The organism is Pedobacter glucosidilyticus, from assembly GCF_002483235.1.
Taxonomy (GTDB): Bacteria; Bacteroidota; Bacteroidia; order Sphingobacteriales; family Sphingobacteriaceae; genus Pseudopedobacter; species Pseudopedobacter glucosidilyticum_B.
Genome location: NZ_DLHN01000018.1, coordinates 21,998 through 46,362, shown reverse-complemented (window position 1 = coordinate 46,362; position 24,365 = coordinate 21,998). Strand labels below are relative to the sequence as shown.

General features: G+C 34.9%; 15 protein-coding genes. 11 read left to right on the top strand and 4 right to left on the bottom strand.

Annotated features, from left to right (window positions below; translation table 11 throughout):
• Window positions 1–22 precede the first annotated feature (22 nt).
• Entirely contained in the window at window positions 23–1,624 is a 1,602-nt protein-coding gene (locus tag B2745_RS05280; protein ID WP_304064231.1) for a S41 family peptidase, read from the top strand.
• Window positions 1,625–1,718: 94 nt separating this feature from the next.
• Complete coding sequence (locus B2745_RS05275) at window positions 1,719–1,985, top strand: hypothetical protein (protein ID WP_304064230.1); 267 nt, start codon at window positions 1,719–1,721, stop codon at window positions 1,983–1,985.
• A 253-nt stretch (window positions 1,986–2,238) separates the two neighbouring features.
• Here the strand turns inward: B2745_RS05275 and B2745_RS05270 are convergent, their stop codons facing one another.
• Window positions 2,239–2,460, bottom strand: a complete 222-nt coding sequence (locus B2745_RS05270; protein ID WP_304064229.1) for a JAB domain-containing protein — start codon at window positions 2,458–2,460, stop codon at window positions 2,239–2,241.
• 453 nt (window positions 2,461–2,913) lie between these two features.
• On the opposite strand from B2745_RS05270, the gene B2745_RS05265 reads away from it, so the two are divergent.
• Window positions 2,914–3,318 carry a hypothetical protein gene (locus B2745_RS05265; RefSeq protein WP_304064228.1) on the top strand — a complete coding sequence of 135 codons (405 nt, stop codon included), beginning with the start codon at window positions 2,914–2,916 and terminating at the stop codon, window positions 3,316–3,318.
• A gap of 633 nt (window positions 3,319–3,951) precedes the next feature.
• Here B2745_RS05265 and B2745_RS05260 read toward each other — a convergent pair.
• Both B2745_RS05260 and B2745_RS05255 read right to left on the bottom strand, forming a co-directional pair.
• Window positions 3,952–4,263, bottom strand: coding sequence for a type II toxin-antitoxin system RelE/ParE family toxin (locus B2745_RS05260; RefSeq protein ID WP_304064227.1), 312 nt, complete (start codon window positions 4,261–4,263; stop codon window positions 3,952–3,954).
• A gap of 4 nt (window positions 4,264–4,267) precedes the next feature.
• Window positions 4,268–4,498 carry a hypothetical protein gene (locus B2745_RS05255; protein WP_304064226.1) on the bottom strand — a complete coding sequence of 77 codons (231 nt, stop codon included), beginning with the start codon at window positions 4,496–4,498 and terminating at the stop codon, window positions 4,268–4,270.
• A 260-nt stretch (window positions 4,499–4,758) separates the two neighbouring features.
• On the opposite strand from B2745_RS05255, the gene B2745_RS05250 reads away from it, so the two are divergent.
• The 8 genes from B2745_RS05250 to B2745_RS05215 all read left to right on the top strand — a co-directional run bounded on the left by B2745_RS05250 (window position 4,759) and on the right by B2745_RS05215 (window position 22,897).
• Entirely contained in the window at window positions 4,759–7,467 is a 2,709-nt protein-coding gene (locus B2745_RS05250) for a T9SS type A sorting domain-containing protein (RefSeq protein WP_304064225.1), read from the top strand.
• Window positions 7,468–7,676: 209 nt separating this feature from the next.
• The gene (locus B2745_RS05245; RefSeq protein WP_304064224.1) at window positions 7,677–8,498 is read left to right on the top strand and encodes a hypothetical protein; all 822 of its coding nucleotides are present in this window, start codon (window positions 7,677–7,679) and stop codon (window positions 8,496–8,498) included.
• A 413-nt stretch (window positions 8,499–8,911) separates the two neighbouring features.
• Complete coding sequence (locus B2745_RS05240; protein ID WP_304064223.1) at window positions 8,912–12,031, top strand: SusC/RagA family TonB-linked outer membrane protein; 3,120 nt, start codon at window positions 8,912–8,914, stop codon at window positions 12,029–12,031.
• A gap of 10 nt (window positions 12,032–12,041) precedes the next feature.
• Window positions 12,042–13,997, top strand: a complete 1,956-nt coding sequence (locus B2745_RS05235) for a RagB/SusD family nutrient uptake outer membrane protein (protein ID WP_304064222.1) — start codon at window positions 12,042–12,044, stop codon at window positions 13,995–13,997.
• A gap of 32 nt (window positions 13,998–14,029) precedes the next feature.
• The gene (locus B2745_RS05230) at window positions 14,030–16,897 is read left to right on the top strand and encodes a SusC/RagA family TonB-linked outer membrane protein (protein WP_304064221.1); all 2,868 of its coding nucleotides are present in this window, start codon (window positions 14,030–14,032) and stop codon (window positions 16,895–16,897) included.
• A gap of 23 nt (window positions 16,898–16,920) precedes the next feature.
• Window positions 16,921–18,741, top strand: a complete 1,821-nt coding sequence (locus B2745_RS05225) for a RagB/SusD family nutrient uptake outer membrane protein (protein WP_304064220.1) — start codon at window positions 16,921–16,923, stop codon at window positions 18,739–18,741.
• Window positions 18,742–18,929: 188 nt separating this feature from the next.
• Window positions 18,930–21,260 carry an IPT/TIG domain-containing protein gene (locus B2745_RS05220; protein WP_304064219.1) on the top strand — a complete coding sequence of 777 codons (2,331 nt, stop codon included), beginning with the start codon at window positions 18,930–18,932 and terminating at the stop codon, window positions 21,258–21,260.
• Window positions 21,261–21,334: 74 nt separating this feature from the next.
• Window positions 21,335–22,897 carry a sulfatase family protein gene (locus tag B2745_RS05215; protein WP_304064218.1) on the top strand — a complete coding sequence of 521 codons (1,563 nt, stop codon included), beginning with the start codon at window positions 21,335–21,337 and terminating at the stop codon, window positions 22,895–22,897.
• 323 nt (window positions 22,898–23,220) lie between these two features.
• Here B2745_RS05215 and B2745_RS05210 read toward each other — a convergent pair whose 3' ends face one another.
• Window positions 23,221–24,363, bottom strand: a complete 1,143-nt coding sequence (locus B2745_RS05210) for a T9SS type A sorting domain-containing protein (RefSeq protein ID WP_304064217.1) — start codon at window positions 24,361–24,363, stop codon at window positions 23,221–23,223.
• Window positions 24,364–24,365: the final 2 nt, after the last annotated feature.

The following is a 24,365-nucleotide window of genomic DNA, read 5'->3' as shown; positions in this document are numbered from 1 at the left end:
AGTTTATATAAATCTATTTGGTATGTTTAAAAGAGTTTATGCAATAGCATTTTTGATAGTAATAAGTTTTGCTTCTTGCAAAAAAGATAAAGCTACATCTGGTAATGATACACCTACGCCAACTACAAATAGGGCCGAGCTTACTAAAGACTCTATATTTTTATACGCCAAGCAAGTTTATTTATGGAATGATGCTATTCCTGAATATAGTGTAGTTAAGCCAAGAAATTTTAACTCATCAAGCAATCAATTAGATAATTTTAATACCTTACTTTTTAGATTAACACAATACAAAATTAACCCCACTACAGGTAGGGCTTATGAGTTTTATGACTTTAACGATGATGGAAGGGCAGACGAGCCAAAGTTTTCCTACATAGAAGATTTAGTTGCCAGTGGGCAAATTGCTATCGCAAATCCTAAAAAATCATCAGTTGACTTAAATGGTGAGGGTAATGATACTGGTTTAAATATTGGTTTTTACAGTAATCAAACAACTTCTATTAGTAGAGATTATTTCTTGATAATCAGATATGTAAACGAAAATTCATCTGCTGCATTAAATAAATTAAACAGAGGTGATACCATTTTAACTATTAATGGTAAAACTTATGGTGCTAACTTTGACCAAGAAGCAGAAGAAGTTGTAGGTTTATTAGATTTAAATACCATAACAGTTACCGGCAAAAAAAGAGGAACAGGTATTTCATTTAATTATACACTTAATAAGACTAATTATAATAGTTCTCCTATTTTAAAAGACACTGTTTTTACTGAAACAGGAGGTAAGAAAGTAGGATATGTAGCTTATGCTCGTTTCTCTTCTCAAAATAATTCTATACCAGCTTTAAATGGTATTTTTACTAAATTTAGTAATGATGGAGTAACAGATTTAATTGTTGATTTGCGTTACAATGGAGGTGGTTTCGTTTCTACTGCTGAACATTTGGTAAATTTAATTATACCTTCTCAACACAATGGAAAAAAAATGTTTTCAGAATTTTTTAATGCCACAATGCGAGAAGGAAAAGCAACAATTCTTAAAAATCAACCTATAAGAGACCAAGAAGGAAATTCAATCGGAAGAAATTATTTTCAGGAAAATTTTTCTGTTTCGCAAAATACTTACAATATTCAAAAAAATGGTGGTTTGACCAATGTAAATAGAGTAGTGTTTATAACGGGACCAGGTACTGCCTCTTCTAGTGAATTGGTTATTAATTCTTTAAAACCCTATTTAGGTGCAAATTTAAAAATTGTGGGTGAACCCACTTATGGCAAACCAGTTGGTTTTTTCCCTATCAGGATAGATAAATATGATGTTTACTTTTCTATGTTTGAAACTCAGAATTCATTAGAACAGGGGGCTTATTATGATGGTTTTGTGCCAGATTTTAACATTGGATTTGATGATATTAGATGGGCATTTGGTGATAAAGGGGATATTGCTGTTGCGCAATCTTTAAATTTTATTAAAAACGGAAGTTTTAGCTCTTCAAATATAGCTAGTACAAAAGGTGCATCTGTAAGTAGCAGCTCTTTAAATAGCATGAAATCTTTAGATACTAAAGACGTTTTCTCAAGAGAATTTAAAGGAATGATTGATTATCCCGGTAGGAGATAACTAACATTTTCAAATATATTTTTTACAAAGATTAGAACACATAGTTGCTATATTGAGCGTTGTAAGATTAATTATAAACTCTAAAAATTAAATTATGGTAACCGGACTAATTGCGAAAGAAGATATCTTAAATTACAAAATTGTTCATGCAGTAGATCATCATAATGAAGAACTACAAGAAAAGCTTGTGAATGCTGTGCGGTTAGGAAATACTTTTAAAACTAAAGTAACTATTACTTTTATGACTGCTGATGGTCCTAAAAAGGTAGAAACAACTGTTTGGAATGCTACAAAAGAATATATCGAATTAAAAGGAGGCATTTTGATAGCTACCAAAAGCTTGTTAGATATTACTTATTAAAGACTTACGAATTCTGTAGTATTAGGCAATACTTAAATCCTTAATTTTAGAAAACCACCAAAATCAAAAAAAGCTTCAGATAATCTCTGAAGCCTTTTTTTAGGGTGGTCGCATTTGGATTCGAACCAAAGACCTACTGCTTAGAAGGCAGGCTAAAGAGCGTGTATATGCTCATTTTAAAGCGCTATTCTTGATTTTAAAACATATTGCAGGCAATTAAACACCAGGTTAATATTTGATTGAACTCTTATAATTAAATTAAATCTTCTTCAGCAAAACTGTAGTATCCTTCACTCGATAAAATCAAATGATCTACAATATCAATATCCAGTAGCATTCCTGCATCTTTCATTCTTTTAGTTATTGCTATGTCAGCACCACTTGGTTTCAGATTACCTGATGGATGGTTATGAGAAAGAACTAAACTCGTTGTACCTCCTTTTAATGTTATAGCAAACACAACTTTCAAATCCATAACTGTACCCGATAATCCACGTTGATATGAGAGACACCCCTAAAACTTTATTAGCTCTGTTCAGAAGCATTATTTTAAACTGTTCGACAATATCTATGCTATCCATATCCCATGAATCTAAAAGCATCTTATAGACATCTGATGCTTGACCAACTTTGAGTCTTTGAGAAGGTCTGATCACTGGCTTATAAACCAATTGAATTTCACTTACCTGTAATAAGGCATTACTTTGTTCCATAATGTTTAATGATTAAAATGTTAGAATTAATTATGGAAGCGTAATCAGCTTTGGGCTGAATCTAAGTAAAGAAGCAACGGAATAAATGGATTGTGCGGTTGCTATAGGTGGGTTTATGCCGGAATTTCTTTAAACGTGTTCAGACCACAAGCTTAAATTAGATGGAGTGATTAATCTACTAACAATTATTATATTCGTTTACTAAAAAGTAAGTCATGGATCTAACATTATTAATTCTTAAAGTTCTTCTAATTCTCGTTGTAATGGTATTTGCTGGTTCAACAGCGATAGGTTTTGTAGTAAGATATATTACTTATAAGAGACCCGACATACCTAAATATCTTGAAGAAGATGTTGTGCAATCTGGTATGGTTTTAGCCAAATCCAAATTAAGATTTTTACAAATCGTACATATCATTGCACTAGGTTTGCTAGTTTTTATGTTTTATTACTTTTTAGGATGGCCCATAGCTTTGGCTTTGATTATACTAATGATTAATAGAATACCTGACTTGTTAAGAGAAATACGAGGTCAGCAAAGAGATGATAAAAATATATTGATAAGCCTAATTTCTATAGCGCCATATTTAATTGTTCTTTGGTTTTACTTTATCAAATAGGTTTTGCATCGCTGACGATAACTTGCACATCGTTAGTGTTAACAATGGAATGATTAGTGGTTTCTTTGTTTTGATATCCAGTACTTGTTCTTAGCTTTCCAATGCTGCCGATGTTGAAAGTTAAATATGACTATCTTTATGCGATGAATATCAAAACCAAACATATATAAGGAAACTGATTCTTATATATCATTAAAAGCATTGTTCGATCAGTTTAAAGATTGTTTTGATATTAGAAATGACGTTGTTCATAAATTTACAATAGGTACAGAACTATATTGGGAGAGAAATGGTGCATATGGAGATACGAAACGAGAAGGAGAGGTAATGGATAAAATGAAGTTATATCAAGATGCAATAACTGAAAGCTTACCAAGTTGCATTAAAGCTTTAAAGCTCACACTAAAGTTTATATCAGAGACAAACCACACTAGAGAAGTCTACAGTAGTCTAATGATGTCAAAGTAACCTTCCTCAAAAGTTCAGTTTTTGACAACACCTATATAATGACAATAATTAATAAAAATGAGGAAGTCTAATCACGTAAGTATTAGATGGTGTTACCTTATAAAAGAACTAACATCCTCATGCTTTAAACGGTAAAACCAGTGAAGGATTAGTTTACTCTTTATTTTACTTTCGCTTAGTGTCGTTTATTTTGATTGGGTCTTGACGAGTATCAAAGACATCGGTAATCAAAACTCCTTCTTCAACTCTTTTATAAACCACCTTGTAGTTCCCACTTACTACATACCTATGTCCTTCGTTTAGTTGTTCAAGAAAGGGCTCTACCTGACCAGAATCAGGGTGGTTCTTAAGTTGTTTTGTGGCTTTAAATAGCTCTGTCTTTATCTTAAATGCAATATTCTTTCCAGCTACTTTAGTGTAGTATTCAGAGATATGTTTAAGATTTTCAATTGCAAAGCTGGTCCAGATTACTTTCATTAACTTACCAGTTTTCTGATTCAATCTCTAGCTCTTCTTGTGTTTTAACGTTGCCAGCAAGATAATCGTCATTAGCTTGTTTAGCTCTGCTCAACAGCTCTTCCTGTGTAAAAGGCTTCATCTTTTTGTCACCAACCTTATCCTTAATGATTGTTTCAATCTTATTGAACAACTTCTCATCTTTAAGCTCAATCAGGTATTGGATGATGTTTAGTTTTCTGGTCTGTAGATCCATGTGCTTAACTTTATATTCAAAATTACAAAATAATTTCAGCAATATGAGCATATCAAGTACTCATAAAGCAATGCCAATCCTATATCAACCTCGGAGCAAACGACGAGACACATACGAGTTGAGAAAGGTCGTTGAAGTAAAACAGGTCTTAATTTGATTTAACAAGTGTTTTTATTAATAAATTAGCAAAAATTATCTTAAACGGCCTGTTTTATAAATATTCTCGCTTCACAGATAATGCAGTACAGAATAACCAGATTATGGTATCTGGTGGTAAAGTTTATGATAAATATATATCAGGCGTATGGCAAAATCCCTATCAAACAGAAACAGCCTTTGCTATAAGCCCTGCCGCTTATAATTTCAGGGGAACAAGTCAGCAAATTATGTTACCTGCTTTTTTATGGCAAACTAATGATGCTGTAAGTATCAGCAGTATACAGGTAGATGCAGGAGATGGGCAGGGTTATAGGAATATTAGCTTTGGACAGGCTTTCAATGTAAATTATCCTGATACTGGATTGAAGGTATTATCTTATAAATTAAATTTAGCAAATAATACGGTATTGTACAGCCATTCGCAAATTCATATTGCACCATCCATTAATAGTACTATACCCGGGGTGGTAACTTACCCTATTACAGCTACAGAAATTTTTGAAGGCAGGTATGCTAAAGGTTTTATATCTATAAAATATAGTAATGCCTCATTAGGTTTAAGAAAGCCACTAATAGTTGCAGAAGGGTTTGATGCTGGTAAAATATTATCTCCTGAATTATTATTAGGTTTAGATGATATAGAAAGCTTAAATATTGATATAAGCGATAATAATACTCTTCAAAATATTTTAACAGACAACCCCCAATACGATATCGTTTATGTAGACTGGGAAGATGGTACAGATAATATTAAAAGAAATGCAAAATTATTAAAGGAGGTAATACGGCAGGTTAATTTATTAAAAGCCCAGGCAGGCAGTGCTGAGAAAAATATAGTTTTGGGGCAAAGCATGGGTGGTTTGGTAGCCCGCTGGGCTTTAAAAGAAATGGAAAATAATCAGGAAGATCATCAGGTTAAATTGTATATCAGCCATGATAGCCCGCACCAAGGCGCAAATGTTCCCTTAGGTTTTCAATATCTTGGTAGACACATCAAGGGTTTATATTTAAAAACTGCGGCAGCACCTTATATAGAAGCATTCAATTTTCTTACGGGCGGGTCCAGTCCTTTAGATAAATTAGGTCTTTCAGATCGTCCTGCTTCCAGGCAAATGCTTATTAATTATGTAGATAAAAATTATAATATAGATAATTCTGTGCATAACCAATGGCAAACAGAACTGAAAAACATGGGCTATCCTCAGGGTTTTCCCGGTAGTCCTTTAAGGTTAATTTCTATTAGTAATGGCTCGCAATGTGCTAATGGGCAAGAGTTTGAAGCAGGTGCAGAATTGTTAAAATACGAGGGTTCTGGCAATACAAGATTTTTAGGCGATTTGGCAGGTGTACTGGCAGCTCCTTTAGCGAGTGGTCTAACAGGGCAACCTGCTTTACTTTTAGGTATATTACCGGGTAAGAATAAAATACTTTTTGATTTTAATATACATGCTACTGGCCAAGGCGGAGGAAATAATGTTTACCATGGTAATATTACCTATAAGAAAACCATTTTATGGCTTATACCTATTTCTATAACCATTACCAATAAAGATTTTAATGCCCCTGCTGGCATGCTTCCTTATGACTCTTACCCAGGTGGTTATTACAATGTTCCTGTAAATCTTTCAGATAATAGCAATAAAACTGCTTTTATAAAATATAATATAAATGCTTCAAACAGAAAAACATTTAATTTTATACCAGTTACAAGTGCATTAGACGTAGGTTTGGGTAATGCAACTTTAGTAGAAGGAGATTATTTAATGAAATATGTTGCCAACAACCCGCCTGCGGCACCTAAAAATATTCCTTTTCAGAACTTTACAACAGGCTATAATAATTCAACCCTGAACGAGATTCATATTTCATTTAATTCAAATAATGGTGATTGGTTGGCCCAAGAATTACAAAATAATAATGCACAACCCGTAGACTGCACATTTCAATGCAGCACACCAATAATTACAGGTTCAGCAAATGTTTGTAATAGCTCTGAAACTTATTATATAGATAATTTATCTATTGGGGCAACGGTAACTTGGTTTGCAACGGGTAATACTACTTTTGCTGGTGGTATAAATACAGGTAGTAATATAACTATAAACAATAGTGCTCATGAGTATATTACACTTACTGCTGTTATTAATACAGGATGTGGTGACTTTCTTGTTACCAAAGATATAACTGTAGGTATACCCGAGTTTTACTCTACCATTGATACTTTTTGGGATGGCCCCGGTAGTTATGTAGTAGGTATTAATACACCTGTAATTGCAACCATAACCACACCTTATCCTAACGCTATTTATTATAACTGGGAAATATTCCCTTATCCGGATGAGAACATTTATATACAAAATGGTTGGCCTATACCTTCGGGTACAGTATCTGCTGGGGGTAACAATGCAGTTTTTGACTTTGATGTACCTGGCGATTATATGATAACAGTGAAGGCACAAACAGCATGTGGAGAAACTAATCCAATTTATGTTTTTTATTTTGCTGTAGATACCAGCACCTATGAAGGATCCTATCGGGTATATCCTAACCCTGCAAATTCAGAATTAACAATTTCTTATGAAAATATGCAAAAACATCAAGAATCTGTATTGAAATCACCTAAATCAAAAACTTTTTATGTAAAATTATTTAATGATAAAGGCGCAGTTATAAGAACTTTGCAGAGCGAGACTGATAAAAAGAATCTTAAACTAGATACTAGAGATGTTCCTAGTGGGAATTATTATCTCCATATTTATCACGAGGATAGTAAAAAAGTTATAAAGAAGCAGATTATTATTAGACATTAAAAGAATATTATATGATAGTTTAAGCTGAATCTGAAAAGATTCGGCTTTTTTTATGTGTATTTAACAATATTTATAAATCACTAAGCTGATACCTACATACATAAATTTCATACCGCAGTACATAAGCTTAGTTTTTAAATAGGTTAACATTGGTATAACCAATTATGCCAGCTAAGGCTGGTTATTATTCATTATAAACCAAAATTCTCATGAAAAAACTAAAACAGGCAAGCTATTTAGCTGCTGCAATCCTATTCAGTTTATCGGCTTGCGAAAAAAGCGAAAGCGTAGCGGTAAAAGAAGAAAAACTACCTAAAACCAAACCGGGGAATAACAATCAAGTATTATGGACAGATTTTATGAACGATGGCTTTGATACTGGCTGGACACAAGATGTAGAAAACGGTGGAAGCTGGTGGTTACAAACTTCAACAGGTATCAATTGGGCAATTGTACATAATACCACGCCTAATGTTAAGGGTAGGGCAGAAGTTTCCAGAAGGCTTACTTATTATACTGGCGTAGACAAAACAGTAATTGTTAAAGGTAAATTTAAGCTAGAAACTACAGCAGATGGCTTTACTAATACAGGTGGCTGGATATTACAAACCATGGCTTGGAGTTTTACAGCGCCTTCCGGAAAAAAAGAATATAAACCATTAGTAGTTGCCCGTATGCTTCCCAATGCACTAGAGTATCTCGTGTATGATTATGTTTGGGATGCAGGCGGTAATCCAGTTGTGAAATCAGGTTTTCCAATCGTTAGAACTGTGAGTGCTGCAAATATGTTAGGACAAACTGTAGAACTGGCTTTGACCATTAAATTTAGTAATACTTCTACAGGTTCTGTAAGAGCAAATTTAAATGGCACTAATGTTACAGCGGCTAATTATGATGGCATAACTTATCCAACTATTTTCCCAACAGCCAATCAACAAATACAATGGAAGGGTGGTAATTATCCATCTTATCCGGGTACGGCACATTCTAAAATTGGTGTTTTTTATTTATACACGGATCAAGCTCAATAAATATACTTCAGTTCAATTATCTGTTTCAAAAAGAAAAGATAATTGAACTTGTTTTCCATCTCCGTACTAAATCTAAAGTAACACTATAATAATTTACATTTTCACCAAAATATGCATATAAGTAGCATTTTTAAGTATTTCTATACTGCTGTACAGAACAATGATACTACAGTGCATAAGGTTGGGGGCTTATTGCGTGTAATATTGTATCAAATAAACAAACCAAATCTCTTTCAATAAAAAGAGACAAACCTAAAAATGTAATCCTCGGTAATAAGTCGACTGCATTTTTATAAACCAATTTAAATATTTATATGAAGAGAAATTTTACCTTAAGGAGTGTTTCCTTTGAAAAGGAATGTTGTCCTAAATGGTTGCTGAAATTTTTGAAGAGCACTTCATTAGCTCTCATTATGCTCAATTTACTCACGTTCAATGCCTTTGCACAAACCAGGCAAATTACCGGAACTGTAATTGATGATAATGGTGAACCTCTGATTGGAGTAAGTGTACAAGTTAAAAATTCATCAGTAGCTACCCAAACTAATGTAGATGGTAAGTTTAGCATTAGGGTGACAGAACCTAATGCCGTTTTAGTTTTTAGTTATATTGGTTATAATAGGAAAGAAGTTGCAGCAACAAGTAATGTCATGAATGTTACTTTATTAACCGATGTAAAAACTTTAGACGATGTTGTTGTAATTGGTTATGGTACACAATCTAAACCTACCATTACTGGTGCTATTTCTTCTATCAGTGGTAAAGAAATTTTAAGAGCACCGGTCTCTAACATTGCCAATGCTTTGGCAGGTAGGGCAACAGGTATTACCGCTACACAAAGGAGCGGAGAGCCGGGCAGGGATGTAGCCAACATTTTTGTTAGAGGTGTGGCTACAATAAATGCTGTTAATGCCAGACCCTTAATTTTAGTAGATGGGGTAGAGCGAGAATTATCTACCATAGACCCTTATACCATAGAATCTTTAAATATTTTAAAAGATGCTTCTGCTACTGCGGTATTTGGGGTAAGGGGCGCTAATGGTGTTATTATTATCACTACCAAAACAGGTAGTGTAGGTAAGCCACAGTTTACTTTCTCTAGCAATCTGGCCATGCAAAACCCTATCAGATTACCAGAAATGTTAAACTCTTATGATTTTGCTACACTAAGAAATGAGGCGGGTGTTAATGAAGGTTTGCCACCAATTTTTAGTGATTATGATTTGGAGCGTTACCAAAAAGGAGATGACCCTTATTTTCATCCTGATGTAGACTGGATGGATTACATGCTAAAAGATTACTCGCCACAGCAACAATATAACCTAAATGTAAGTGGTGGCTTTCAGGATGCTAAATACTTTGTGTCTTTGGGTTATTTAAACCAGGATGGTGCTTATGAGCTAGGCGATATTTTTAAAGAATTTAGCGCTAATCCAAATTATAAGAGATATAATATCAGAACCAATTTTGATTTTAATGTAACCAAGAAATTTTCTATCTCTATTAAAGCTGGTACAGATTTAACCAACTCTAATTATTCAAATAGCTCTACAGAATTAATTTTCGGGACTATTCTTTCTGCCAGCCCTGTTATGTCGCCTGTTTTATATGATGGTAAAGTAATAAGAGATGTGGAAGGGATAGCCAAAGCTTTCCAAGTGTCTAATACACCACTATATCAGATGCTAACTCAAGGCTTTAACACCAATTTTAGTAGTAATTTAAATACCAATATTGCTTTAAAATATAATCTTGATGATATTACAAAGGGTTTAAGTGTCAGAGCTATGGGCGCTTATGATAACTTTTATGCCCAGGCTGCATCAAGAAATAAACAAATTCCTTTGTGGGATTTAAATGTAAACCCTAATGCACAAAGTTTCGAAGAGTCTATCATTCCTATTCCAGTAGTTAATCAGTTTGAAGGACCCGTAACTTTTGGTGGAGAAACCTTTACCAAGTTTAGAAAAATGTACGGAGAACTGGCATTAGATTATAGTAGAAGTTTTGAGGGTGGCCATAATGTTACCGCTTTAGCTCTAGGCACTATAGAGCGCTCTTATAACGGTCGCAGAAGAGATTTGCCACAAACCTATATACAATTACCATTTAACTATATGGGAGTTGTAGGAAGGTTAACCTATAACTATAAAACCAAATATCTGGCAGATTTTAGTATAGGATATAACGGCTCTGAAAACTTTGCCAGAGGCAAGCAATTTGGTTTCTTCCCGGCAGGCTCTTTAGGTTACGTTTTATCTGAAGAATCATTTATCCCTAAAAATAATTATCTAACTTATGTAAAGTTAAGAGGTTCATTAGGTAAAGTAGGTAATGATAAGTTTGGAGAGCCTTGGGATAACCGTTTCTTATTTATCCCATCAGCTTTTGTAACAGGACCAACCTATTATTTTGGTCAAAATAAAAATGCTACCACTGGTTATCGCGAGGGTACTTTAGGTAATTCGGATGTAACATGGGAGACAGCTATTAAACTTAATTTAGGTGCTGATTTAAAATTCTTTAAAGATAAATTATCCCTAACCGGAGAATATTTTACAGAATCTAGAAGTGAAATTCTCTTGAGATTAAATAATATCCCGGTAACCTTTGGACCAACCGGTTTAGTGGCCCCACTTAATGTAGGACAAGTAGAAAACAAAGGTTTTGAGTTTGAGTTGGGTTACGAAAATAAAATAGGTAAGGATTTTACTTATTCTATTAATGGAAATTATTCTTTTGCTCGTAACAAGGTTCTTTACCAGGATGAAATACCTCAGCAATTTCCGAACTTGGTTTATACCGGTAGCAGATTATTCCAACTAAAAGGTTTACAAGCCAATGGTATTTACAATACTGCTGAAGAAATACAAAATGATGGATTGACTTCTACCTATGTTAACCAGTCGTTTGGTATAAGACCAGGAGATATCCGTTATGTAGACCAACCTACAGTAGATAGTGATGGAGATGGTATTTTTGATGCTGGAGATGGTATCATTGATTTTAACGATTTTGTAAACATCGGTAATCCCAACATCCCGGAGGTTACTTATGGTCTTAATATTGGGCTAAAATATAAAAATTTTGAGTTAAACACTTTATTCCAAGGCGCTGCTAACGTATCCACTTATTTAGTAGGTGAAGCGGTATGGCCGTTTATAGCGGGTACTAAAACAGCATTTGAAAATGCTAAAGAGAGGTGGACACCAGAGCGCTATGCAAATGGAGAAAAAATTACGCATCCTCGTTTATCAAGCAATCCAGGAGGAAACCAACACAATTATATTACTTCTTCATTTTGGATGCAGGATGCCAGTTATTTAAGATTAAAGAACGTAGAGCTTGCCTACACTTTTAATCCTCAATTCATTAAAAAAATAGGTTTAAAATATGCCAGAGTATTTGTAAACGGACAAAACTTGTTAACCTTCTCTAAAATGAAATATTTCGATCCAGAGATAGCCAATTCTAATGGAGCTGTATATCCTATGGTAAGAGTATTTAATCTTGGAACCAATATTCAATTTTAAATAAAAGATTATGAAAATTATAAGAAATACAATCATTGGTTTTGCAGGTGCTTTATTAGCATTTAGTACCTCCTGTCAAAAATATTTAGAACAACCTAGTGATAGTTTTATTACCGTAGATTCGGTTTTTAATAATCCGGATAATGCCATGCGTAGCTTATTTAATGTTTATGCTACTTGTGTTGTAGACGGTTTTATTACCGGAGAAGGTGGAAACAATAGATCAGATGCTGGAACCAATGATGGTTTATTACTTGCCGCATCAGACGAAGGAGACCAAATTGGTAACGCCAGTGTAGCCAATACTTTTACTCAAGGATCATGGGGGCCAACCAATCAAAATGAATTTAACTTGGGTAGAGTTACTTTAGGCATTAGAAACGCTTGCATTTTTTTAGATAATGTAGATAAAGTACCTTTTGTAAATGGTGCCCAGTTTAATTGGACACCACAATTAAAAGCTCAAACCATAGGTGAGGCAAAAGTTTTAAGAGCCATGATGCATTATGAAATGATGATTAGATATGGTGGTATTCCTATTACAGACCGTACCCCTCAGATTGTAATTATAGAAGAAGGTGGTGTTAAAAAAGCTGTTGTTTCTCCTGATGCTCGTCGCCGTCCTTTACAAGAGGTTATAGATTTTATTGTGAGAAGTTGTGATGAAGCTATACCAGATTTACCTAATACATATCCATCAGCAGATTTAGGTCGTATCAATAAAGGTGCAGCTTTGTCTCTAAAAGCAGTTACCTTATTGCATGCAGCAAGTCCTTTATACAGTTCTAATACCCCTCCGGTAGATTTTGGTGCTAATAATAACCTTTTGGTATTAGGCGGTAATCCTAATGATATAGAAAACAGATGGAGAGCCGCTGCAGATGCTAATAAAGCAGTTATTGATTGGGCTGCTGCAAATGGTAAAGAATTGTTAGATGATGCTTCTTTAGGAAAAAGAGAAAGTTATAACTATGCTACTGGTAAAGTTTTAGATCCTATCAATAAAGAAATTATCCATTTTGATTTTTCTAGATCTACACTTCCAGCAGGAAATAATTTGATCAGATGGGGATGTCCAATTTACTACTCATGGGGTGGTACTGTTATGGCTTTGCCTATGAATTTTATTACCAAAACCTATCGTGATGTGAATGGTAATGATATTGTTTTACCAACAGAAGGAAGCTTTACACAGTTTAAGAACATTATGAGAAGGGTAGAACCAAGGTTTCATGCAACAGCATGGGCACCTGGTTTTCAGTATACTTACACAGGTTTAATGAATACTCAAGGAGGGAACGACACCGCTAAGTTTTTAATTAGAAGAGGTAGCCCAACAGGGGCTTTTGAAGCTATGGGGGCTGGTCCGCAATTATTAGTTAACGGAGTTCCTAATGGTATTCATCATAAAAAGTTTATTAACTTGGTTAGCGGTATAAATGGTACTATAGATGCTTACTGGCCAATATTTAGATTAGCGGAGTTTTACTTGAATTACGCTGAGGCTTTAAATGAATTCCAGCCAACCAATCCAGATATCATCACTTACTTAAACCTTATCAGAAGAAGAGGAGGTTTGCCTGATTTAGCACCGGGTAACGCTACTTACGACCAAAATTTTGGTAATAAAGAAAGAATGCGTGAGGTGATTAGAAGAGAAAGAGCTATAGAGCTTTACGGAGAAGAGCATCGGTTTTTTGATGTAAGAAGATGGAAAATTGCAGAACAAGATGGTGTGATGAAGGGTGACTTTTTCTCTTTCTTCTTGTTTGAAAGGAATGCAAATGATAGATATGTAAACCCTAGTCCAACGATGACTCAAGCTCAAAGAATCGCAAATGATAACAGGCTTAACTACAGGATTGTAAGATATGAGACAAGGATTTTTGAGCCTAAGCATTATTTCTATCCTTTCCCAGTTGCCGAAGTTAATAAAGGGTTTTTAGTACAAAATCCAGGTTGGTAATTAATTTTTCTATATCTAAGAATTATCATAAAATGATTATAAATAAATTAAATAGCATACTGCTGGGAGGTATTTTAACGCTTACCCTCCCTGCTATTGCTCAAGATAATAAAGTGGTAACAGCTGCACAGTCAGATACCACCACCCAAGAAAAGAAACAAACTTTTTTAGAGTATGATGTAAATGTTTTGTTCGGCCCTAGCGTTAAAAGGTCTGCATTGTCATCAGCCATATCAACTGTTAAGGCAGAAGATACGAGAAGCTTTAATACGCCAAAATTTGGTAACACTTTACTAGGCCAACTAAGCGGTTTATATGTTTCTGCTGCTGCCGGTGCGCCTGGTGATAATGATAATCCAGGTTTTTCTATCAGAGGTAGACAAACTTTTAGCGATAACGGTTTAGTTATTTTGGTGGATGGTTTTGAAACCGATTATAATAACCTACTTGCTGATGAGATTGAAAGTGTATCCGTTTTAAAAGATGCCGGTTCTTTATCCATTTATGGTTTAGACGGGGCTAATGGTATTGTTTTAATTACTACAAAAAGAGGTAAAGTAGCAGACAAAAACCAAATTACTTTTAATGCCAGAGCAGGCTTACAACAAGCAACTGTATTACCTAATTTTTTAGGTAATGGCGATTTTGCAGAGCTATATAATATTGGTATAGTAAGTGATGGTAAGGCAATTAGTTCTGGTTTATTTCCTAGTCAGGCTATTGTAGATTATTATAAATCAGGCGAATATCCTTTTCTTTATCCAGATGTAAATTGGTATAACGAAGTTTTAAAGCCAAATACCAATAGTCAGGATTATAGCTTAACTTTTAGAGGAGGCAAAACTAATGCTAAATATTTTGTGGCTTTAGGTTTGGCAGATTATAACGGGCTTTATGCCAATACAGATAAAGATCGCCTAATTAATAGCAATTATAAATTTAGAAGGTATAATGTAAGAGCCAATTTTGATGTAGATATTACTGATTTTTTAAGTTCAGAGTTTAGTTTAAGAGGTACTACATTAGATAAAAAATACCCTAATGTTGCCGAAGCTGATATTTGGAGAACACTAGGAACTTTTAATCCTTACCCGGTACGTACACCAAGCGGAAGATTTGGTGGCGCACAAGGTTACAGGGCCAACCCGGTTGCCTCTATTTTACAAGGTGGTTTTGGTTCTTTAAATGATAGAACCGTTGATGCTAATGTTAAAGTAATAGGTAAACTCAATTTTATTACACCGGGTTTAAAAGCCTTTGCACAGCTAAACTTTAATAATTTCTTCTATTCTTTTTACAATAAAACCAGAGGTTTTGCTTATGAAGAAATTATTCCATTACCTAATCAAGCAATTCCAGGAGAACCTATTCCTTTTAATACTATTCTTAGAGGAGATAATAATCCTAATTTTGCATTTAACCAACCGCCGGGTACACAAATTAACCGTACTACATTTCTATCTGGTGCAGAGTATGAGAAGGTATTTGGCAATCATCAAGTTTATGCTTCTGCCATGTACCTGCAAGAGAAATTTGAGTTTGCAGCATCACAGGTTCCCTTTGCAAAGCAGAACATCATGGGGCGTTTATCCTATAACTATAAAAGTAAATATTTTGGTGAGTTTACTTACGCTTTTAGTGGTTCAGAAAGTTTTCCTAAAGGAAACCGGTTTGGATTTTTCCCAAGTATTGCCGGTGGTTGGATGTTGAGTGAAGAGAACTTTTTAAAAGACAATAAAACTATAGATTTCTTAAAATTAAGAGGTTCTGTTGGTTTAACAGGTAATGATAGGGCTGGTAATGCAGGACGTTTTATTTACAATCAATTTTACTTAAGATCAGATACCTACATACTAGGTAATAACCTAGGTAACGATGCTATAACTTTTGAAGAAGGTAATTTAGCAAACCCTGATGTTACATGGGAGAAAGCCCTTAAATACAATATTGGTTTTGATGCTAGCTTATACAAACGTTTAAATGTAGCTTTTGACTATTTCTATGAGTATAGAAAAGACATTTTTATCAATCCTGCAAACATTATTCCGGCTGTAATTGGTACAGATTTTTATAACCTCAACCGTGGTGAAACAGAAAATCGTGGTTTTGATTTGACCCTATCTTACAACGGTAAAGTAAAAAATATAGAATACTATTTTGGTGGTAATGCTTCTTATGCTAAAAATAACATCATCAACATAGAAGAACCTTTAAGAGAAGATGCTTACCTGTATGCTAAAGGAAATCCTATCAACCAACCTTATATTTTAGAAGCTATAGGCTTTTTTCAAGATGCAGCAGATATAGCTAACAGTCCACAACAATTGTTTGGTAGGGTTTTACCAGGTGATGTTAAGTATAAAGACCAAAATAGTGATGGTTTTATTGATGAAAATGATCGTATCCCAGTGGGTAATACTAATTATCCAAGTTTTTGGTATGGCTTTAACGGAGGTGTTAAATTAAAAGGATTTGATTTAAATGCCCTTTTTCAAGGTGTTGCAGGCAGAGATGTTTCTATACAAAGCGCTATAACCCCGATTTTGGGCAATATTCAACCTACACAATGGGTAAAAGATAATTATTGGACACCAGAAAGAGGAAATAGTGCACAATTCCCAAGGTTAACTACAGAAATTAATGACAATAATTATAGAGCTTCAACCTTGTGGCAGCGTTCTGGTAGCTTTTTAAGATTAAGAACCTTAGAACTGGGTTATACTTTTCCAAAACAGTTAACACGTAAAATCAATGTTAATAATTTACGCTTATACATCAGTGGTAATAACCTATATACTTGGGATAATATTGATGAAATAGATGTAGACCCAGAAATTTTAAATCCTTTAACTCACCCAACGCTTAAAAGCTATAATGTTGGATTATCTCTGCAATTATAATAAGCAAACATAAGGTCATGAAAATGAAAAAATATATATCAATTATTCTCTTGGCAGCAAGCACTTTTGTAGGCTGTCAGAAAGATTTTCTGGACACAGAAATACAGCAAAACTTTGATGAGGAGTTATTTTTCAAATCAGGGTTTGATAATCTAAAAGGATTTGGTATGGAGGCTTACAATTACCTACCACAATTTAATAGGTTTGGTAATACTATGCTAGCGACCGCTTGTGATGAGGCTGATTCTCCTGTTGCCTCTGGTTTACAACGTTTCAATACAGGTGCTTGGGGGCCTTTTAATAATCCGGATGATGTTTATGCTAACTATTACAGAGGTATAAGACATGTGAACCTCTTTCTTGAAAAAACAACCGATTATAGAAATCAAATTGTAAAAGATACGGTTGGTCCTGAAAAGGTAACTTATATCGATAATCTAGATGATTTTACCAAACTAAGAGCAGAAGTAAGAGTGCTAAGGGCATTTTTTTATCTAGAATTAATTAAGCGTTACGGCGGAGTACCTCTAGTGACTACTGTTTTAAATGAAGAACAAGCTAAACAGGTTACCCGAGCTTCCTTTGATGAAATAGTAAATTATATTGTAAGCGAGTGTGATGCCGCATATCCAATTTTAACAAATCACTATGTAAATTATGGCATCCCAACCGGAGAAACTGTAGGTAGAGGCGATGCACCAAATAGTACAGACGTTAGTAGAATCGGACGTATAGAAAAGCCAGTTGCATTAGCTCTGAAATTAAGAGCTTTACTTTATGCAGCCAGTCCTTTACATAACCCTAATAATGACGTTACTAAATGGCAAAAAGCTGTTGAGGCTGGGATGCAACTATTCTCAGACCCAAATAGTGCTCATGTAAGACACATTTATAATAATTTTAAAGATTTATTTCAGTCTCAAAATACAGCTAATACACTAACACCCAGAAAAGGTGCTAATACAGGTATCATTTTAACAAGACCTTTTGCCAGAAGCTCTAACGCTTTTGAAAGAGCTAACTATCCTGTTGGGATGACAAATGCCGGTTTGGCAGTAACAGCGCCTTCTCAAAATTTGGTTGATGCTTTTGAAATGCGTAACGGATTACCTATAACAGACCCAGCATCAGGCTATAACCCTAATAATCCTTACAACAACAGAGACCCACGTTTGGCATTTACCGTTGTACTTAATGGTTCTACCATTGGGCTGGTAGGTACAACTGCCAGAACCGTACAATCTTTTATTGGCGGGGTAGATGGTATAGGCGCAAAGCTTGGTGCTACAACAACAGGGTATTATTTAAGAAAAATGTTAGTAGAGAATTTTGACCCTGGTAGAACAGATGGCAGACCAAAATCTTGGGTGTTAATGCGTTACGAAGAAGTTTTATTAAACTTTGCCGAAGCAGCTAACGAAGCTTATGGTCCAGATGTTGTTCCGCCAGCTTCTAACGGCTTTAGTACAACTTTAACCGCAAGAGCGGCAGTGAACCTTATCAGGGCAAGACCAGGGATTGCCATGCCAGCCATACCAGCCGGCTTAAGCAAAGACCAAATGAGAGAGCGTATACGTAACGAGAGAAGGGTTGAACTTGCTTTTGAAGAACACCGTTTCTTTGATGTAAGAAGATGGAAAATAGCAGACGTAACAGAAAATGCAGATTTAAGAGGAATGCGTGTTATTAGTGATGCTAGCGTTAGCGGTGGTTTTAGATATGAGCCATTTGTTGTTGAGCGTAGAAGTTTTGATGCAACCAACAATAAAATGTATTTATACCCTATTCCGTTTCAGGAAATAGCTAAAAGCAACGGAAACCTTCTGCAAAATATGGGATGGTAACCCATTATCAAAGCCTTATAAGCCCCCTTTTACAAGTATCAGGGGGCTTTTAGTTTTAAATATAATCGTTAATATGTATGGTTTCAGGTTTATTGGTTTAATGATACTGTTATACATAACTCTGATACTGTGGTACAATTGTACCAAAGGTTCATTAATTACTTTTGATTAACCAAAATATAATCTAAATGAAAAAGATATATTATTTTATAGTATGCCTGTTGATTTTAAACTCCTGCAAAGAAAAAGAAATGCCTTTGGCAGGTGAAAACGATTTAATTATAACAAGCTTTTCTCCTGTATCCGGAAAAGAAGCTACTATAGTAACCGTAAATGGAGAGAATTTTAGTGCTGCGCCCAATTTAAACCTCATCACCATTGGTGGTACTAATGCAATACCTACTTCAGCATCAAAAACACAATTGGTATTTTCCATTCCATCAGGCTTGGCAAAAGGTAGTTATGATATTTCTGTAAAAGTTAATGGTAAAACAGTTACTTCTACGCAAAAGTTCGAAATTACAGAAAGCAGCACTAGTACAGGTGGCATCATCAGCACTGCCAAAATACCTGTTACAGAAAGTATTGTAAATAAAAGTTTTATAGACTGGGGCATGTCTGGTATACACCCGCGTCTACTGTTTACTGCAACAGAGATAGAAAGCCTTAAAAGCAGGGTTTTAACAGATAACTTTGCAAAACCTATTTATGATAACATCATTACACAGGCTAATAGTATCCTTAGTACACAACTGCTAGGCTGGGGTTTAGACGGGGCAAACCTACGTATCAATAATATTCATACTTTTTCTAATGAACAGGCGCCTTATTTGATATTAGCCTATCAGTTTACCAAAGATCCAAAATATGCTTTAAGATGCTGGCAACAATTAGATGCGATGACTACCTGGTCTGACTGGGGTGGTAGCCGTCATTTTCTGGATGCTGGCATAGCCTCTAAAGCTGTTGCTATGGCTTATGATGGTTTATACGATTACCTAACTGTAGAGCAGAGGGCAAAGCTGGTAACAGCTATTAAGAACTTTGTTTTTAAACCTTACTTGGATCTGAGAGATAGAGGTATTGGTCCTTTTAGGTGGCAGCTATCCAATGATAATTGGAATGGAATATGCCATGGCGGGATGATTATGGCAGCTTTAGCCATGTATGAAACTGACCCGGCCTATATGAGTAACATCATCACTACCTGTGCTAATGGATTGGAAAAATACATAGATTCATTTGATCCTGCTGGCGCCAGTGAAGAAGGAATGTCTTATTGGAGTTATGGCTTAAGTAATACATTTTTAGCATTAGAATCTATGAAAAGGGTGTTGAGCTCTGATTATGGTTTGACAAATAAACCCGGATTTAGAAAAACCGGTAAATTCCCTTATGAAATGTCTGGTCCTGTGGGTACTGCTACCATAGGAGATGATTATCTGTATGTAGGTAAAGCCAATAAATTTCTATCCTATTTCTGGTTTGCCAAGAATTTTAACGATGCAGCTATGGCAAAAACACATTATGATGCATGTATGGCCAGAAATTCTGCTAATACAATAAAAATGAATGGCTGGACAGATTTATTATTTTACGACCCACAACTAGTTAGCCAGGGAAGTGCAGCATCTTTTGCCCTTAATGGCTACCTGGACGGTGTAGACTATATGTACATCCATGAAAATTTAACTAGCGACCAGGCTTTATATATTGGTATGCATGGTGGTAACAACAATGCCAGTCACGGGCATTTAGATGCAGGTTCCTACTTTATACAAGCGCTAGGAGAAACCTGGGCCCAAGGTAACTTAGGTACAGAAAATCCATATCCCGGAAATTTCTTTTCTACAGCATCACCCGCATATACCGCAGCACCAACCAATGCTGTAGGTACTATAGGAAGATTCTCTTATTATAAGGTGAGAACAGAATCTAAAAACTGTTTAGTCTTTAATCCAGATGCTCGCCCTGAGCAAAACCCTACTGGTGTAGCAACATTAAGCAAACAGGGAAATGACGGAGGAGGAGCTTATTATGTATTAGATATGACATCTTGTTATAACCGTGATGTGAGTTCTTACAAACGCGGTATCAAGTTAAACAGAACTAATAGTATCATCACTATTCAGGATGAATTTACCCCGGTTAAATCTTCTACAGTATATTGGTTAATGCATAGTCCTGCAACTGATGGATTACAAATCAGTAGCGACGGCAAAACAGCAACCATGGTTAAAAACGGAAAAACCTATTATGCTGTAATCAAATCTCCGTCAAATGCAGCATTTACCAAAGTAGACCGCTCTACAACGTCAGTTTTATATTTGCCAGAAACGCAGCCTATTTTTTCAACAATTTTAAATGGCATTAATAAACCTGTTAACTGGTATGGCAAATTACAGATTAAACTTTCTGGTGTAACAAGTGCTACAAAAATCAGGGTAGATTTTGTGAAGTCTGCATCAGCAAATACTCCTGCTTTAGTAGATTTAGATACATGGACAAGTACTAACTAATACAAAAAAAGAAAACTTGTGTCTGCCATTTATTTCATGATGAAATAAATGGCAGACCTTTTTATTTTTATAATATGCTAAAACATCCATTTAAAATTACAGCTGTTTGGTTATTACTTTGCTGCAGTAGTTTGGTATTTGCGCAAAATGCCATCGTTCAACAAAAAAATGCTTCTTTAAAGTTAGAAAGTATTAAGGGGCAACAGCCTAAGAATATTGTTTTTATCTTAACTGATGATCATCGGTTTGATGCACTAGGATTTTTGAAATCTCAAACCTTTATTAAAACTCCAAACCTTGATTTTTTAGCTAAAAACGGTGCTTATTTGCCTAATGCTTTTGTCACTACTTCTTTGTGCTCACCATCAAGAGCCTCTATTTTAACAGGTTTATATGCGCATAAACATAAAGTGGTAGATAACCAAAATCCAGTATCTAAAGATTTGGTGTTTTATTCACAGTATTTACAAGCTAAAGGTTACCAAACAGCTTTAATAGGTAAGTGGCACATGGGCGGTGATTTTGATGATCCTCAGCGTGGTTTTGATTATTGGGTATCTTTTAAAGGACAAGGTTCTTACTTACCAGATGTACATGGCTTAAACGTAAATGGTAAACAAGTAAAGCAAAAAGGCTACATTACAGATGAGTTAACAGATTATGCCGTAGATTTTATCCAATCCAGAAAAAAGGATAAACCTTTTATGCTTTACCTTTCACATAAAGGTGTTCATGCCGATTTTATTCCGGCTGATAGAGATAAAGGGATGTCTGCAAATCATCAATTTAATCCGCCTAAAACCATGCTAACAGGAACACATCAAGGTGCGCCTATGTGGTTGCAAAACCAAAGAAACTCTTGGCATGGGGTAGAATTTCCTTACCATAGCAATTTAGATATTGGCGAGTATTATAAAAGATATGCAGAAACATTATATAGCGTTGATGCATCAGTAGGTAAAGTGATAGAGACTTTAAAACAACAAGGTTTGTTAGAATCAACCCTTATTGTTTATATGGGCGATAATGGTTTTCAATTTGGTGAGCATGGCATTATAGATAAGCGTACAGCTTATGAGGCATCTATGCGAGTACCCATGTTAGCCTATCATCCTGCATTAATTAAACCAGGAACTGTGGTAAAAGAGGCTGTAGCTAATATTGATATAGCACCAACATTATTAGAAGTAGCAGGTTTAAAAGCACCGGCTTATATGGACGGACAAAGCTTTCTGCCATTATTGGCTGGTAAAAAAATTAGTTGGAGATCAGGATTGATGTATGAATACTATTGGGAAAGAAACTATCCTCAAACACCAACTATTCATGCTTTACGTGGCGATAGGTATAAATACATTCATTATCATGGAATTTGGGATACCGATGAATTGTATGACTTACAAGAAGACCCTGAAGAAGCAGTTAATTTAATTCATAGCCCCAAACATCAAGAAATTGCCAAACGAATGAATAAAGAATTGTTTTCGCAATTGATACAATCATCAGGAATGTATATTCCGCTTTATCCAGATAGTGGAGGGCAAAGTATATTAAGATACGAATACGGCTCGCCAGTGGCAGAATTTCCATCAAACCTCAAGAGAAAAGAAACCGTAAATAATACAGAACATAAATAAAAAGTAAGCCCCGACTTGATAAGTATCGGGGCTTATTTATGATTAATAGGTTTGATTTGCATATCTATATGCATACCCCAACGGGTTCCAATTTTAATAAAAAAGGGATAAAACTATCATCTATATACCAACCCCAACGGGGTTCAATATTAATAACATAAACTCATTTTACTAATAATAACCCCAACGGGGTTTAATTTTAATAACAAGGGGATAATACCATCATCTATATACCAACCCCAACGGGGTTTAATTTTAATAAAAAAAAGGTGCCTTATCAGTTGATAAGGGCACCTCTTAACATAAACCAACTATTATATAAACTACTTTACAATTTTTTGGGAGTCAAGTACTTTTCCATTTAAAGAAATGCTAACCAAATAGACTCCTTTATTTAAACTACTGGTGTTCATAACCGATTGATTATCGCCACTAGTAGCATTTACTTTAGTTTGACTGATGGTTCTTCCTTGTAAATCTTGAAGAGAGATGATAGCCTCGCCCACAGTATGAGCATTAAAACGGATGTTTAACTGATCAGTAACTGGGTTAGGATAGCATTGAATTTTAACATCAGCACCAGCTAAATCAAATTGAACAGCTTGTATATCAGAATATTCGAAAGTACCGTCTTGATCAACCATTTTTAATCTGTAATAGTTATTACCATTTGCAGGATTGTTATGGGTATAGCTATAAGTATTTTTACCACCACTGACAAATGCACCATTAATAGCTTTAAAATCAGCATTATCTGTTCTATGCTCAACCTCAAAACCATTGAATTTTTCTTCAGAAGCAGTTTTCCAATTTAATACAACACTATTAGAGAAAGCTTTAACCACAAAGTCTGTTAAGGCAACAGGTAAGGTGGTTGAGGCATGGAAATAAACATTATCAACGTAATAATCAAATAAACCAGTTCCTTCAATTAAAATTTTCCAAACGTTACTTTTATTTGCAACAGAAGTAATCAGAAAATCATAGCTATTCCATGCCCCCTGAGTAAAGCTGGTAGGTGTTAAAACTACCTCTGAATTAGGTGCTGTACTAACACCATCAGGTCCGTAGTCTATAATCTTGAACTTAGGCATTCCTCCATTTGGAGTATAAATATCAATATGTAAATACCTATCAGAAGAGGCATTAATTGTAGTAGCCAGTAAGATTGGCGTGTAGTATCCGGTAGAATTGGTAAAAGTATATTTTAAAATTTGATTTCCAGCTATATTTAAATTAGGGTTTCCTGCTCCAGGATTTGGAATAGCTAAACCATTTAATTGTGCCCTACCTGTACTCTCGTTAAATTGTGAAACTGTTACTGCATTGGTATAAGTATCGCTAAAGATAGATTGAACTAAAGAACTTGCATAAGGTGGCGTTGGAGCATTAACAGTAGGATCCTGCGCTTGTACACTTAAAACAGTTGTCATCAAGCCCAAAAAGGTTAAGTAATTTTTTTTCATGT